The 13,690-nt window shown below is 53.3% G+C and carries 12 protein-coding genes, 3 tRNA genes and 1 other annotated feature; all 15 genes read right to left on the bottom strand.

Translation table 11 applies throughout. The features are described from left to right. Positions 1 to 5 precede the first annotated feature (5 nt). The gene (gene pheS, locus AC4ED1_RS11590; protein WP_490938726.1) at positions 6 to 1,043 is read right to left on the bottom strand and encodes a phenylalanine--tRNA ligase subunit alpha; all 1,038 of its coding nucleotides are present in this window, start codon (positions 1,041 to 1,043) and stop codon (positions 6 to 8) included. A 47-nt stretch (positions 1,044 to 1,090) separates the two neighbouring features. Next, positions 1,091 to 1,372: a binding site (T-box leader), on the bottom strand. Between the two features lie 130 nt (positions 1,373 to 1,502). Next, a complete protein-coding gene (locus AC4ED1_RS11585; protein WP_490938724.1) occupies positions 1,503 to 1,859 on the bottom strand; it encodes a DUF2512 family protein in 357 nt (118 codons plus the stop codon). A gap of 33 nt (positions 1,860 to 1,892) precedes the next feature. Then, positions 1,893 to 2,795, bottom strand: a complete 903-nt coding sequence (locus tag AC4ED1_RS11580) for a permease (protein WP_490938722.1) — start codon at positions 2,793 to 2,795, stop codon at positions 1,893 to 1,895. A gap of 1 nt (position 2,796) precedes the next feature. Next, positions 2,797 to 3,660 carry a TIGR03943 family putative permease subunit gene (locus AC4ED1_RS11575; protein ID WP_490938720.1) on the bottom strand — a complete coding sequence of 288 codons (864 nt, stop codon included), beginning with the start codon at positions 3,658 to 3,660 and terminating at the stop codon, positions 2,797 to 2,799. Positions 3,661 to 3,790: 130 nt separating this feature from the next. After that, entirely contained in the window at positions 3,791 to 4,597 is an 807-nt protein-coding gene (locus AC4ED1_RS11570; RefSeq protein ID WP_490938718.1) for a TrmH family RNA methyltransferase, read from the bottom strand. A 15-nt stretch (positions 4,598 to 4,612) separates the two neighbouring features. Next, positions 4,613 to 5,263, bottom strand: coding sequence for a potassium channel family protein (locus AC4ED1_RS11565; RefSeq protein ID WP_490938716.1), 651 nt, complete (start codon positions 5,261 to 5,263; stop codon positions 4,613 to 4,615). A 13-nt stretch (positions 5,264 to 5,276) separates the two neighbouring features. Continuing rightward, positions 5,277 to 6,620, bottom strand: coding sequence for a TrkH family potassium uptake protein (locus tag AC4ED1_RS11560; protein ID WP_490938714.1), 1,344 nt, complete (start codon positions 6,618 to 6,620; stop codon positions 5,277 to 5,279). A gap of 265 nt (positions 6,621 to 6,885) precedes the next feature. After that, on the bottom strand, positions 6,886 to 8,829 hold the full coding sequence (thrS, locus tag AC4ED1_RS11555) for a threonine--tRNA ligase (protein WP_490938712.1): 1,944 nt from the start codon (positions 8,827 to 8,829) through the stop codon (positions 6,886 to 6,888). Between the two features lie 372 nt (positions 8,830 to 9,201). Next, positions 9,202 to 10,119: a sporulation protein YtxC gene (ytxC, locus tag AC4ED1_RS11550; RefSeq protein ID WP_490938711.1), complete on the bottom strand. Its 918-nt coding sequence runs from the start codon at positions 10,117 to 10,119 to the stop codon at positions 9,202 to 9,204. A 429-nt stretch (positions 10,120 to 10,548) separates the two neighbouring features. Further along, positions 10,549 to 10,989: a hypothetical protein gene (locus AC4ED1_RS11545; protein ID WP_490938710.1), complete on the bottom strand. Its 441-nt coding sequence runs from the start codon at positions 10,987 to 10,989 to the stop codon at positions 10,549 to 10,551. A gap of 261 nt (positions 10,990 to 11,250) precedes the next feature. Further along, positions 11,251 to 11,338, bottom strand: a tRNA-Leu gene (locus AC4ED1_RS11540). A 9-nt stretch (positions 11,339 to 11,347) separates the two neighbouring features. Then, positions 11,348 to 11,422: transfer RNA gene (locus tag AC4ED1_RS11535), tRNA-Cys, on the bottom strand. Between the two features lie 110 nt (positions 11,423 to 11,532). After that, positions 11,533 to 11,608: transfer RNA gene (locus AC4ED1_RS11530), tRNA-Ala, on the bottom strand. Between the two features lie 249 nt (positions 11,609 to 11,857). Further along, positions 11,858 to 12,625: an enoyl-CoA hydratase/isomerase family protein gene (locus AC4ED1_RS11525; protein ID WP_490938708.1), complete on the bottom strand. Its 768-nt coding sequence runs from the start codon at positions 12,623 to 12,625 to the stop codon at positions 11,858 to 11,860. 93 nt (positions 12,626 to 12,718) lie between these two features. After that, entirely contained in the window at positions 12,719 to 13,396 is a 678-nt protein-coding gene (locus tag AC4ED1_RS11520; protein ID WP_490938706.1) for a TerC family protein, read from the bottom strand. Positions 13,397 to 13,690 lie beyond the last annotated feature (294 nt).

Genomic DNA, 13,690 nt, shown 5'->3' with positions numbered 1-13,690 from the left:
TCTCCCTAGTACCGATTGGTGAATTGACGCAAGAAGCGGACGTCATTGACATAAAAATGGCGGATATCGTCCACGCCGTACTTCAGCATCGCAATCCGCTCGACACCCATTCCGAAGGCAAATCCGGTGTATGTTTCCGCGTCGTAACCGGCCATCTCAAGCACCCTCGGATGCACCATGCCCGCACCCAGGATCTCAATCCAGCCGGTATGCTTGCAGATCCGGCATCCTTTGCCGTGGCAGGCGTAACAACTGACATCGACTTCCGTGCTCGGCTCGGTGAACGGGAAATAACTGGGGCGCAGCCGGATCTGCTGCTGCGGCCCGAACATTTGCCGGGCGAATGTCAAAAGAATCCCTTTCAAATCGCTCATCCGGATGTTGCGGTCGACGACCAGCCCTTCCACTTGCGTAAACACATGCGAATGGGTTGCGTCGTCGTCGTCGCGGCGGTAAACGCGGCCCGGGCAGATAATGCGGACTGGAACGGTCCCTTTTTTCGCTTCCAGCGTATGCACTTGAACCGGCGACGTATGGGTCCGCATCAAAATTTCTTCCGTCAGGTAGAACGTGTCCTGCATGTCGCGGGCAGGATGATTTTTCGGTATGTTCAGCGCTTCAAAGTTGTAATAATCGGTTTCCACTTCAGGGCCTTCGGCAATTTCAAAGCCCAATCCGATGAAAATGTCTTCAATCTCCTCAATCACGCGGGTCAGCGGATGCACGGCGCCTACGGGCACGGTTCTCCCCGGCAGCGTCACGTCGATCGATTCCGTTTTCAGTTTTTGTTCCAAGGCTTTTTGCCGGAAATCCGCTTCCTTTTGTTCGTACGAACGTTCCAGCGCTTCCCTGATCTCGTTCACCAACTGTCCGACAACAGGGCGGTCCTCGGCGGACAGTTGGCCCATGCCGCGCATGATGGCGGTTAACTCGCCTTTTTTGCCGAGATACCGCACTTTCCAATCGGTCAATTCGCCCTGGGACCCGACTTTTTCAAGGTCGGATAACGCTTTTTCGCGTAACTCCCGCAGTTGCTCTCTCATGATAAACCTCCCCACACGACTGTATAAAATTAAAAAACCTTTCATCCGTAAGGGACGAAAGGTTTATCATTCCGCGGTACCACCCTAATTAAGCAGAAGAAGGCTCCCGGCAAAAGTTGGTCGCCGGGTGCATCTGCTTCGCTCTCTTTCGATAACGGGAACCCCCGGCCCACCCTACTTTATCCCCCGCCCGGGCGGGCAAAGAAACGGTTCAGGCGGCAGCTTCGGAGTGAACTTCCGCACAGCGTCCCTTAGAGATGCTCCCAGTCTCCGGCATCTCCTCCCTGCAAGGAGCCTGCTGTCCGTACTCTCTCCGTCATTGCTGTTGATTTTGGAATTTGGTACCTAGTATAGTACAGTCAACAGCAGAACGCAAGGCCTGTTACATCTCCCCTGTTACATTTCCCGGAAGAGTAAAAAGCACAGCCCCCATGGCTTGAAAAGGAAACATCTCCCCTGTTACATTTCCCGGAAGCGGACGAATTTTGCGTGATAAAAAATCTCCACCCCCGCTACAAGCAGCCCCAGTATCGTTGCGAACGTCCAGGTGACCCGCATGCCGGGCAGCAAATAATTCCCCAGATAAGTAACCAGAGCAGCCAACGCAAAATCGGCAAAAATCGCCGCAATGTGGTTAACCGCCCGGGGAATCGCCAGATCCGCCACATAGCCGAGAATCGTGATGACAGTTCCCAACAATAGCATGTGAAACAAATTCACAACCCCGTACAACGGGAACAACAGGCCGACAAACAAAACCGATGCGACCGTTCCCAGCCATTTGACCGCAAAAGAAGTGATGAATCCATACGGCACGGGCTACACCTCCTATGCGGTAGCATTCCCGAATCATTTTGCGTTAACCCAGATTCCCGCGAATAAAGTGAAGAGAAACGCGAGGCAAAACGTCAGCGGGACCGCCCAACGCGGAAATACCTTGGGCAACAGCAGCAGATTTCGAATATCGATCATCTGCCCGATCACCAAAAAGCCGAGCACGCCGCCGCTGGTCGTCAAACCGGCAAGGGAACGGGCCACGAAACCGTCAGCGGTAGAACAAAGCGACAGCAGGATCGCCAGCACCATCATTGACAACACCGACCAAACCGGATGATGGCCGATCGGAGCGAGTGCCGCTGCGGGAACGAACGTCTGCAGCAGGGCGGCGACAGCCGCGCTCACCACCACAAACCCCATGATTTCAAAAAACTCAATCACCGCATGGTTGATAACAGAGCCCGTTACCTGACGGAACGAACGCCTTCCCGGGGCGGAAGCGGCAGCCGCGACTTCCAGCATCGGCAGTTCATCACAACTCGTCTGCGGCCGCATATCCTTTTTCCTCTCCAGGAACAGCAGCACCCAGCCAATCGCAACCGCAATCCCGAAGGTTGCGGCGGTGCGCGCCCACATCATGGAGGAATTCATGCCAAAAGCGACGTACGTTGCCAGCATCGTCATCGGGTTGACCACCGGCGCCGCCAGCGTGAAGGCCATCGCCACGGAGACCGGTACCCCTTTTCGCATGAGGCTCCTCGCGAGCGGAACCGTTCCGCAATCGCAAACCGGTACAATCAATCCCAAAAATCCGGCGGCAACGACCGCCAACCCGCGATGATCCGGCAGCAGCCGCAACATTCGCTCCTGCGAGACGAACGCCTGCACGAGGGAGGACAAAATCACCCCCAACAGAATAAACGGCAAAGCTTCCAACACAATCGACAAAAAAATCGTCTGCGCCGCTTGCCACATCCTACTGCCCTCCCGAAACGTAGTTGATGCCAAACGGATTCAGGTAGGGATCCTTCGGCTCTTCGATCTTTTGGATGTCATGCGCGATCAGAACCGGTTTTTGTTCGTATCCGTAATACCAACTGACCGGCGGCACCTGGTCGATTTCGGGAACCTTTGCCGCCGAAAGGGTTGCATCAATCCGCACCCATGTGTCGTTCCCGAATTCTTTCGCGCCTTCCGTCTCGACGGTCAAACCGACAGGCAGCGTGTCCGCCGCGCAATGGACCATCACATACCGCATCAGCACCATCCGATTGTCCGGCCATCCCGGCGGATGATAAACGAACCCGGTGTACTTGTATCTTTGGTTGAAATAATTTTCCGGCGCAATCAAAATGTTATTCATCACTTCATACATCGAAACTTCCGATCCCGCCTCGGGTTTTGGCGGTACCGGAACGCCCTGCATATTCACTTTGGGCACAGTCGTCAGATCCACCGGCTTCACATTAACGGGGTTCGCATACATGCCGCTGCTTAACATCGCCGTGCCCAGCGACTGAATTGGCACGGCCAGCCCAAGGAATACCGGCACCAGCAGCAATATCCATCCTTTGCCCGGCTTTAAACCGTGTTCGTGATCGCAGCAATCGTGGTGTCCATGCTCATGTCCGCAAATGTGTTGAGGTTGCCGCATCGTTATCCACACATACAGGGTCATCACCAACATTACACCTGAGGTCACCGCCAACAGCACCATCATATGCGGTGCCACCAGTCTCTGAATTTCCCCCGTCCAGAACAGCTTCCACAACAGAACCGTAAACCCTGACAATATCACACCTTGCAAAAACCGCCCTCTGTTCAACCCCAACCCGGTCATTTCGAACGCCCCTCTATAACCGTGCAGCCACTGTTTGCAGCAAACCTGATTTGACTACTAATTCACCGAAAACATGCCGACTCCTGCCGATCGCGTAAAGAACAAACCCGTGGAAAATCGTCCATGGGCACTATTTCTTGCTTCTTCTCTGCCGGAGCGCTTCGTACAAAACAATTCCGGAAGCGATCGCAGCGTTTAAAGATTCCGCTTTCCCCGGCATCGGTAGCGAAACCCACCGTTCGACACGGGGTCGAATTTCCTCGGAAATACCGTGGGCTTCCGACCCGATGACGATTGCGGTTTCGGCAGTAAAATCATAAGAATACATGTCTTGTTCCGCATCTGCCGAAGTCCCGATCACTGTCACCCGCTGTTTCGCAAACAGCGAGAGTAGCTGCGGCAGATCGGCTTCGATTACAGGCAGGTGAAAAAGCGAACCCATCGTCGCCCGGACCACTTTCGGATTGTACGGATCCACACTGCCTGTCCCGACAAACACCGCAGTTGCGGCGACCGCGTCGGCGGTGCGGATCATCGTTCCGAGATTGCCCGGATCTTGAATATTGTCAACCACAAGATACAAAGGGTTCGTTTTGCTGGAGACCAGCCCTTCCGTGTCGTGTTGATACTGATGACCGATCGCAATGACTCCCTGCGGCGTTTTCGTATCCGCAACATGCTCAATAACCGCCCGATTTACTTCAACCAGTTCCGCATTCAGGGAATGAGCCGCGTTGACAATCCGGTCCACCCGTCCGGTAGGAAGCAATTCATCAAGCACCAGGACAGTTTCAATCGGAGCGTCCGAGTCCAGTGCCTCTTCGACCAGCCGGATTCCTTCGATCAAAAACAGGCCTGTCCGATCCCGGAATTTCTTCTGTCTGAGCGCCGCCCAATCCTTGACCCGCTCGTTCCGTGTCGACGTGATTCGTTCCAATCGCAATCAACCTCTCTACGCTTGTTGTTCAAGTTCCTGCAAGTCCTCATTTTTCCCGATCACAACCAAAATATCGCCCTGTTTGATCCGATCGTGGGCCATCGGCGAAATGTTGATCTCCGTTCCGGTCTTGATTGCCATCACGGTGCAGCCGAACTTCCGCCGGATATCGGATTCCGCCAGTGTTTTGCCGACCATTTTTTCGTTGGCCACAATCTCCACCATGCTGTATTCCGGCGACAACTCGATATAATCGAGGATGTTCGGGGAAATCAGATTATGGGCAACCCGGATTCCCATGTCGCGTTCCGGGTATACGACTTTGTCCGCTCCGATCTTTTCCAGGACCTTCCCGTGCAGTTCATTCTGCGCTTTGACCACAATCTGTTTGACGCCCTGTTCCTTCAGAATCAATGTCGTCAGGATCGACGCCTGGATATCGGCTCCGATCGCCACAACCACCACGTCAAAATTGCGGATTCCAAGCGCCTTTAACGCATTCTCGTCAGTCGAGTCGGCTGTTACCGCATGGGTGACAAAATCGACCGCGTCTTGAATCCGGTCTTCATCCGAATCGATTCCCAGCACTTCATAGCCCATTTCATACAGTTCTCTGGCCACGCTGGTGCCGAAACGCCCCATGCCGATGACCGCGTATTGCTTCATGGACGCCCCCTCCTCAACCCACAAACAGTTTTTCTTCCGGATATTTCACGAGCGCTTTTTCCTGCCCGCGGAAGGTCAATGCCAGCACCAGCGTAACCGGGCCGACACGTCCCGCGAACATCGTCAAAATTATAATAAATTTTCCCACCGGTGACAGCTCCGGCGTCAAGTTGGTGGACAGCCCGACCGTTCCGAAAGCCGACGTCGCCTCGAACAAAAGCCGGATGAATTCCTTGTTTTCCGTGACAGTCAGGACAAATGTCACGGACACCACCAAAATAGCGGAAATGACGGCGACCGCAAACGATTTGTAAATCGTTTTCGGTTCGATCCGCCGGCGGAACGCCACCGTGCTGTCTTTCCCCGTGATCACGCTGTACACGTACATGAAAATGACAATTGTGGTGACCGTTTTAATGCCGCCGCCGGTCGAACCGGGAGACGCCCCGATAAACATCAACAAAATCGTCCACAGCTTTGAAGCATCCGTGATCGACCCATAATCAATCGTCGCATACCCCGCCGTCCGGGCGGTGGTGGAAGCAAACATGGAAGCCATCAGTTTTCCGTTCCAATCCAGCGTCCCCATCGTCTTCGGGTTGTGCATTTCCAGGAAAAAGTAGCCAATTGCTCCGACAATCAGCATGGCGGATGTCATGGTCAACACCAGTTTGCTGTGCAGGGACAATTTTTCCGGCCTAGGTGCTTTCCACAAATCAACCAGCACCGTAAACCCCAATCCGCCCAAGATGATCAAAATCATCACCGCAAAATTGACGACCGGATCATCCACAAAGTCGGTCAGACTCTTAAAATTCCCGAACAGGTCGAATCCCGCGTTACAGAAAGAGGAAACCGCATGAAAGATCCCGTAATAGACGGCCCGGCCCGCCGGCATTACAAACGAAAAACGAAAAGCCAGTATCGCCGCAAAAAACAGCTCGATCCCCAATGTGATCAGAACGATATTGCGCGCCAGGCGAATGACTCCCTGCAGCGAATTGACATTCAGCGCCTCCTGCATCACGAGCCGCTCTTTCAGTCCGATGCGCTTGCCGGTGAAAATGATGATAAACGTCGCCACCGTCATGAAACCGAGACCGCCGACTTGAATCAAAGCCAGAATCACGAGTTGGCCGAACAGATTAAACTGTGTCAAAGTATCCACTACCACCAGACCGGTCACGCATGCGGCCGAAGTGGCGGTGAACAGCGCGTCGAGAAAATTGAGTCCCTCTCCGCTGTTGGACGCGATCGGCAGACTGAGCAAAAATCCCCCCATCAGAATCAGCGTTGCAAAGCCCACCGCCAAGATCCGGGCAGGCGTTAGCCACCTTTCAAACAATGTCTGAGCCATCAGGGTCCTCCTCTTTCAAAGCGACCGTTTCCCACTGTAGAATACCCATTTTGGCGGGAGTTAAAAGCGGTTTTCTCTTAAACAATGCACTTATAAACAATGAACTTAGCATACTCTCATCAGTTGCAAGAAGCGAGTCCGGCAAAAGCCGTTTTTGCCATAAGAAACCATATAAATTTGGCGAATTTTTGTAGTTATTGTTCTATTTCACACAAAATCTCCGCCTTGCATGGAAAATCCCCCGGGATGTCCCCGGGGGAATTGTTCACTTGCGTGCCTGAATTTCCGACAGAATCATGTCCGCCACGACTTCATACTTTTGCGCTCCCTGATCGCCGGCTCCGCGCTTGCGTACGGCCACGGTGCCGTTTTCCGCCTCTTTCGCCCCGACAACCAGCATATAAGGGATCTTCTGCATCTGGGCTTCCCGAATTTTATAGCCGATCTTCTCGTTACGGCTGTCCAATTCCACACGGATCCGCTTGCTCTTGAGGTACTCGTACACTTTCCGGCCGTACTCCTCAAATTGCGGGGAAATGGTCAGCACTTTCGCCTGAACCGGAGCCAGCCAAGTCGGGAACGCCCCCTCGTACACCTCGATCAGATAAGCGGTGATCCGCTCCATGGTACTGAGAATCCCGCGGTGGATGACCACCGGTCGGTGCATTTTTCCGTCTTCCCCGACGTACTCCAGATCGAACCGTTCCGGCAACAGGAAGTCAAGCTGGGCGGTGGATAGGGTTTCTTCCTTGCCGATGGCGGTCTTCACCTGAACGTCCAGTTTCGGTCCGTAGAAAGCGGCTTCCCCTTCCGCTTCGACATAGGAGAGCCCCATCTCGTCCATCGCTTCTTTCAGCATCGACTGCGCCTTTTCCCACATCTCGTCGTTCGGGAAGTACTTCTCGGTATTGTTCGGGTCGCGGTAGGACAGGCGGAACCAATAGTCCTTGATCTGAAAATCTTGGTACACCCGCTGGATCAGTTGCACCACCTTTTTGAACTCGGACTTGATCTGATCCGGACGGCAGAAAATATGCGCGTCGTTCAGCGTCATCGCCCGCACCCGCTGCAGACCGGACAGCGTTCCGGACATCTCGTAGCGGTGCATGGTGCCCAGTTCCGCGATGCGCAGCGGCAGATCCCGATAGCTGCGAAGCTCCTGTTTAAACAACATCATGTGATGCGGACAGTTCATCGGACGGAGCACCAGTTCTTCGTTGTCCATTTTCATCGGCGGGTACATGTTCTCATGATAGTGGTCCCAGTGCCCGGAAATCTTGTACAGTTCCACGCTCGCCAGATGCGGCGTGTACACGTGTTCATACCCGAGGCTTTCTTCCAGATCCACGATATAGCGTTCAATGGTGCGGCGGATGCGGGAGCCGTTTGGCAGCCACAGCGGAAGCCCCTGGCCCACCTCTTTCGACAGCGCGAACAGTTTCAGTTCTTTGCCGAGGCGGCGATGATCGCGCCGTCTCGCTTCTTCCAGCCGCTGCAGATATTCCTCCAACTGCGACTGTTTCGGCCACGCGGTGGCGTAAATCCGCTGCAGCATCTCGTTGTCCGCCTTGCCCCGCCAGTACGCGCCGGCAATCGAAAGCAGTTTGAACGCCTTGATCCGCCCGGTGGACGGAAGATGCGGTCCCGTGCAGAGATCGGTGAACTCGCCTTGGTGATAAATCGAGATCACCGCATCTTCCGGCAGTTCGTTGATGATCTCGACTTTAAAGCGATCGCCCCGTTCTTCGAACATCTTGAGTGCTTCTTCCCGCGAAATTTCCTGACGGCGGATCGGCAGATCCTCTTTGATGATTTTTTCCATTTCCTTTTCAATCAGCGGCAGATCGTCAGGCGAAAAGGACCGGCCGGAAAAATCGTAATAAAATCCGTCTTCAATCACGGGGCCGATCGCAAATTTCACTTCCGGCCACAACCGGGAGACCGCCTGTGCCATCAGATGGGCGCACGAATGGCGAAGCGTCTCGAGACCCTCGGGGTCGTCGTAAGTGAAAAATTCCACTTTTGCGTCTTCCATAAGGGGCGTGTTCAAATCAACCGGTTTCCCGTTTAGTTTTCCGACAACGGCATTCTTTTTCAACGCTTGCGACAAAGAGGCCGCAATATCCAACAGAGTGGTGCCGGCCGGATACGTTTTTACGGAACCGTCTTTTAACTCCACTTTGATTTCCTTTTCCGAATCGACTGTCATTTTCAGAATCCTCCCTGTTTTAGAAGTCAAAGCCCGATAGAATCCCTGATCGAACGAAAAAACGCTTCCGTTCCCGCAGACCCTAAAAATCTGCAAGGACGAAAGCGTGCCGCTCACGTGGTTCCACCTTGTTTCGATCCGGGGCTTTCCCGAATCCTCATTGCCCCGTAACGGAGGGGAGCCGTCCCGGAATACTGCCCACCAAACCATTTTCATGAGGTTCCTCCGGAAAGCTGCGAGGGGGTCGTTCTTTTGCCGTTTCACAAAAGTGCTTTCAGCCTGTGGCACTTTCTCTCTGGGAGTCGTGCAAAGGAACGCTGTCCTCGGTCATCGCCGCTAAATTCGCTTATGACTTCACTAATGATAGTGCCTTTATCTCAAATAGTCAAGAGGCAACTGACTGTTTGGCAACTGACTGTTTTGCTGCCAATGTTCGGACGGATTCTGACACAACGGGCATCCCTTGCATATATGCGCCCGGTCTTCAAATACGCGTTTCACCGTTTCCACCATCGCATTGTCCGTTAACGACAAATCTGTGACATGAATCCTTAACTTGGCCGGAGCCAGCGTAATCAACGCGGAAACGATCATGTCGTCCCGCTGCAGGTCGCCGTCGCCAAAATCGGTTGCAAATGGGCCCAGATCCTCGGTCACGATACGATTTCCGTTTTGATCCACCAGACGGGACTCTGCCACGTTGGCAATAAGGTGAAGCAAGGGTACCCGCGGTTTTTGCATGATCAAAAAATGGCGCAGCAGCTTGATAAACTCTTGGTATTCCCGGTCCATCAGGTATTCGTCGTTCGCCAGTTTCACAGCATAAACAAGATCGGCCTCGAATGCGCGAAGGCGAAACCGAATCAAACCTTCCAGGTTCAGAACCGGTTGCTCCTTCAGACAGCGCAAAATTTCCAGCTCCATTTCCTTTTTTCTGCAAAAACGCGCATTGGCCCGTTTGTAAGCCGCCAGATATTGAACGGCTTTTTCCGTAAGGTACTCCACTTCCTCCAGATCATAGTATGTATATTCGTTGGCGATTCGTTTGCGGATTTGTTCCCGTTCCCAGATCCGCGTCAGGAAATCGGTTAACGCTTTCGCCAGACAGGCCTGCACCGGCTCGGACACGTCCGTTTCCTGCCACTCGACGGTGAAATCCCAACTGCCGCTTCGTCGGCATCTGCCCGTCGTGATTCGATTCCCGAATATCCGCAGCTCTTGCAGACCGGTCTCTAAACAACAAGCCATCCGGTCAAACAACTTGCCGGCACCGATTGCGCAGAAGTTCAAAACATTCACCCTTTCATTAGGCAAACGCCCCAAAGGTGTTATACAGTATATGTTTTGACTGTGCGCGATATACGGGAGCACAGCGCAAACACTTCTCGCTGGATCTTATCGAACCCTTTGGCGAAAAGCGTTGATCAACTTCCGAAAAAGCAAGAGACCCTGAGCCGGTGCCACGGTCAGAGTCTCGCCTCACAGTAGGCGCGAGGGCGAAAGCCCTCCCCTGCAACCCCATCTGAATATGTGGATCATACCCTCTCCATCTGCTTAATGTAAAATAATGTAAAAACAGGAATTTTAAGTCCTGCAATCGCTGGGTTCCGTTTTGTCACGGGTGAAGAAGAACATAAACACAGCCAAAAACACGGCCATGAAAAAGATAGTGCCTCGCGACGGCTTAATGGCCGGGATGTCCGGCAACGCCATAGGGTATCAGTCCTTCTTTTTGGCAGGATAGAGTTGGCATTTTTGCAACACCAGGTCCTGGTATTCGGTAAAAAAGCGCACCGCTTCCGGTACGTATGCTTCTTTCTTCCGCAATCCGAACGGCGGCCCGCCAATGACTATGGTAAATCCGCCCGACGTTACATAAGTCCCGATCACGTTGATTTGACCGACCAAAAGCAGCAATGCAGCGATGATGTCCAACGAATCAAGGACAATGCTTGCCTGCGGAACTTGCGGGATGGCTTCCGCCCGCGGCCTGCCGGTAAAAGGACCGGACAGCGACAGCGAAACCCCCTCGGGCGTAACAAACACTCCGCGAATCGTAATTTGTCCTGTCAACAGCAGAATAACAACGGCAATATCGATCGTCTGGTAGACCGTACGAACGATGTCTTGTGCAACGTTTCTTCCGTTTCCTTGCAACATCACCCACCCCGCCGTTGCACCTTTGATCTTAAGATATGCAATGGAAAGCTCCGGTGTTCTCAGCATAGCGGGATCTGGTTGAATATACAACGCAAGGTACAATTTTTTCCAATAAAAAATCCCCTCGGTGAAGGCGCAACCCACCACAAAGGGGGAAAAATCCCTTGGGTTAACAAACTTCCGTTAGACACCGGGGATTCATCGTTCAAAACACTGCCCGGTGGTTCCGGACAATCGGCCAAAAACCTTGCAAGTCCCAGTTGGTGCCGGAAGCCGGACTCGAACCGGCACGGGTGTAACCACCCGAGGGATTTTAAGTCCCTTGTGTCTGCCATTCCACCACTCCGGCATCTGAAAATGGAGGCGCCACCCGGATTCGAACCGGGGAATAAAGGTTTTGCAGACCTCTGCCTTACCACTTGGCTATGGCGCCGTAAAACAATATCAACATTAAAAAGTGAAGCGATGGTTCACTGCCTGTTCTATCTAAACGTTATGCTGGCGGGGCCCCGCACATTCTGCTATTACGGAACCCCCAAACAGTGGTGGAATCGATGGGACTCGAACCCACAACCCCTGCGCTGCCAGCGCAGTGCTCTACCAATTGAGCTACGACCCCGAATCGGCGGCAAATATTATTATACATAGCCCCTGCCGGATAAGCAAGAGGCGAGAAAAACTTCCACCCCGCACGTATCCACATCCATACCGACATATCCGTGCCATATCGTTGTGCTTTTCCGGATCACACCCCGGAGTTCGGCGATAACGGGCGTCCCGTCGCATCCACTGCGATCCCTCCAGCAGCTTACCAGACGGATGAGGTGCCGGATTCGCCAAGGAACGCCCGATCAAAAGTGGGAAAAATTTATTTTTTGCGGCTCAGAAACCGCTCGATTGCCGACTGATGGATCTCCGAATTCCACAGCGACGCACACAGCCTGCTTTCCAGATCCATCGCCTTGTCCAGCGGCAATTCCAGCGCTTCACGCATCATTTGCAGCATGCCTTGCACCGCTGCCGGCGAATTCCCGGCGATTTCCCGGGCAAATTCCCAGACTTGCTCCCAGAACGCTTCTTGTGGCGCCACTTCATCGACCAGCCCGAGCTGTTTGGCTTCCCCGGCCGACAATACCCTGCCTGTCAAAACCAGTCTGAGCGCAGTCTGGTAGCCGACGGCTCTCGCAAGCAGCGCGGCTCCTCCCCAACCGGGGGATATCCCGAGCTTGACCTGCACAAACCCGATTGTTGCCGTTGCGGAAGCCACACGGAAATGGCAGGCTGCCGCAACTTCTCCGCCGCCGCCGCGTGCAGCTCCGTTAAGCGCCGCAATTACAGGTTTCGGAAACGTCGCAATTCGGTAGAGAATCCCTCGCATGTCACTCCATTTTTTGTACACGTCCTCAGCAGTCTTCAGGGACTCATGGAACTCTTTCAAATCACCGCCCGCGACAAACGAACGGTCGCCGGTTCCCGTCAAAATCACGGCCCGCACATCCGCATCGGCGGCCGCTTGTTCCAGCGCTTCCGCAAGCAAGGCCATGACTTCGGAGTTAACGGCGTTGCTGGCTTCCGGCCGGTTGATCCGGATAACCGCAATGGAATCTTTTTTTTCGCAAATGACCGGCTTTGTCATGCAAAAACCCCCGTTTCCAGATCGTCTCCGTATATGGTAGCAGACTTCAACAGGGGTGTGAACCTGAACGCCAAACAAATTTTATTGCGTGCTTCAGATGCCTTCCTGTTCGATCGGGTCCCGCACCCCTTTTTTCATCGCATAACTGATCGTCAGCACCAGAGCCGCCGTGACAAGCGGGATGATATAATGAATGCCCGGTATTTCGTACACCAGTCCGTAAACCATTTCGTCATCGACCAGCATCTCCCCGGCCGTGTAGGCCAGGATACCGGCTCCGATGTAAATAATCGCCGGAAATCTTTCAATCAACCTTAAAATGATAGTGCTGCCCCAAACGATAATCGGTATGCTGAACGCGATCCCGATCACGACAAGATAGAAATTCCCCTGAGCGGCACCCGCGATCGCCAAGACGTTATCCATGCTCATGATCAAATCGGCAACGATAATCGTTTGAACAGCCTGCCACAAGTTGTTACCGGCTTTGATTTCCACATGCTCGTCTTTGTCAACCAACAGTTTAAAAGAAATCCAGATCAGCATCAAACCGCCAACTAACATTAAAAACGGGATTTCAAGCAGCCAGACAACGATAAACGTCAGTGTGATCCTGAGCGCCACCGCGCCCAAAGTTCCCCAAAGTATGGCCCGTTTGCGCTGGGTTTCCGGCAGTTTCCGGCTTGCCAGCGCAATCACGATGGCATTGTCGCCGCTCAATACCAGATTGATGATGATAATGCTAAATAAGGACGCGATGGATTCCCACATCTCGTTTCCCTCCCCGAGTAGTGTTCCATAATCCAGAAAAATAAAAAACCCCGCCCTGACAGAGGGCAAAGGTCTTGCAAACAACATCGCGTTGCCAATAAAGCCGGGGATCGCAGAATCCCGGATTGACGGCTTTATTGTCCAGAGAACATTCGAACGCGATTCGCCCGAATGATCTTTCCCAGAAGCTACTCCCCTTTGCAGAACACGCTTTTCCATTCATGAAAAGAATACCGGTTCCCGCCCAAATTGTCAATAAGCAAATCAGGCAAATCAGGCATATGCAAATAAGAT

The sequence above is a fragment of the Effusibacillus sp. SKA8 genome, from assembly GCF_058273125.1.
This window is presented reverse-complemented; position numbering and strand designations above follow the sequence as displayed.

Bases quoted from the DNA above. Each gene is read 5' to 3' on its own strand.
- AC4ED1_RS11525 (WP_490938708.1), bottom strand. From the start codon at position 12,625: ATGACAAAGCCGGTCATTTGCGAAAAAAAAGATTCCATTGCGGTTATC.
- AC4ED1_RS11565 (WP_490938716.1), bottom strand. From the start codon at position 5,263: ATGAAGCAATACGCGGTCATCGGCATGGGGCGTTTCGGCACCAGCGTG.
- pheS (WP_490938726.1), bottom strand. From the start codon at position 1,043: ATGAGAGAGCAACTGCGGGAGTTACGCGAAAAAGCGTTATCCGACCTT.
- AC4ED1_RS11560 (WP_490938714.1), bottom strand. From the start codon at position 6,620: ATGGCTCAGACATTGTTTGAAAGGTGGCTAACGCCTGCCCGGATCTTG.
- AC4ED1_RS11580 (WP_490938722.1), bottom strand. From the start codon at position 2,795: ATGTGGCAAGCGGCGCAGACGATTTTTTTGTCGATTGTGTTGGAAGCT.
- AC4ED1_RS11575 (WP_490938720.1), bottom strand. From the start codon at position 3,660: ATGACCGGGTTGGGGTTGAACAGAGGGCGGTTTTTGCAAGGTGTGATA.
- AC4ED1_RS11545 (WP_490938710.1), bottom strand. From the start codon at position 10,989: ATGTTGCAAGGAAACGGAAGAAACGTTGCACAAGACATCGTTCGTACG.
- thrS (WP_490938712.1), bottom strand. From the start codon at position 8,829: ATGACAGTCGATTCGGAAAAGGAAATCAAAGTGGAGTTAAAAGACGGT.
- AC4ED1_RS11520 (WP_490938706.1), bottom strand. From the start codon at position 13,396: ATGTGGGAATCCATCGCGTCCTTATTTAGCATTATCATCATCAATCTG.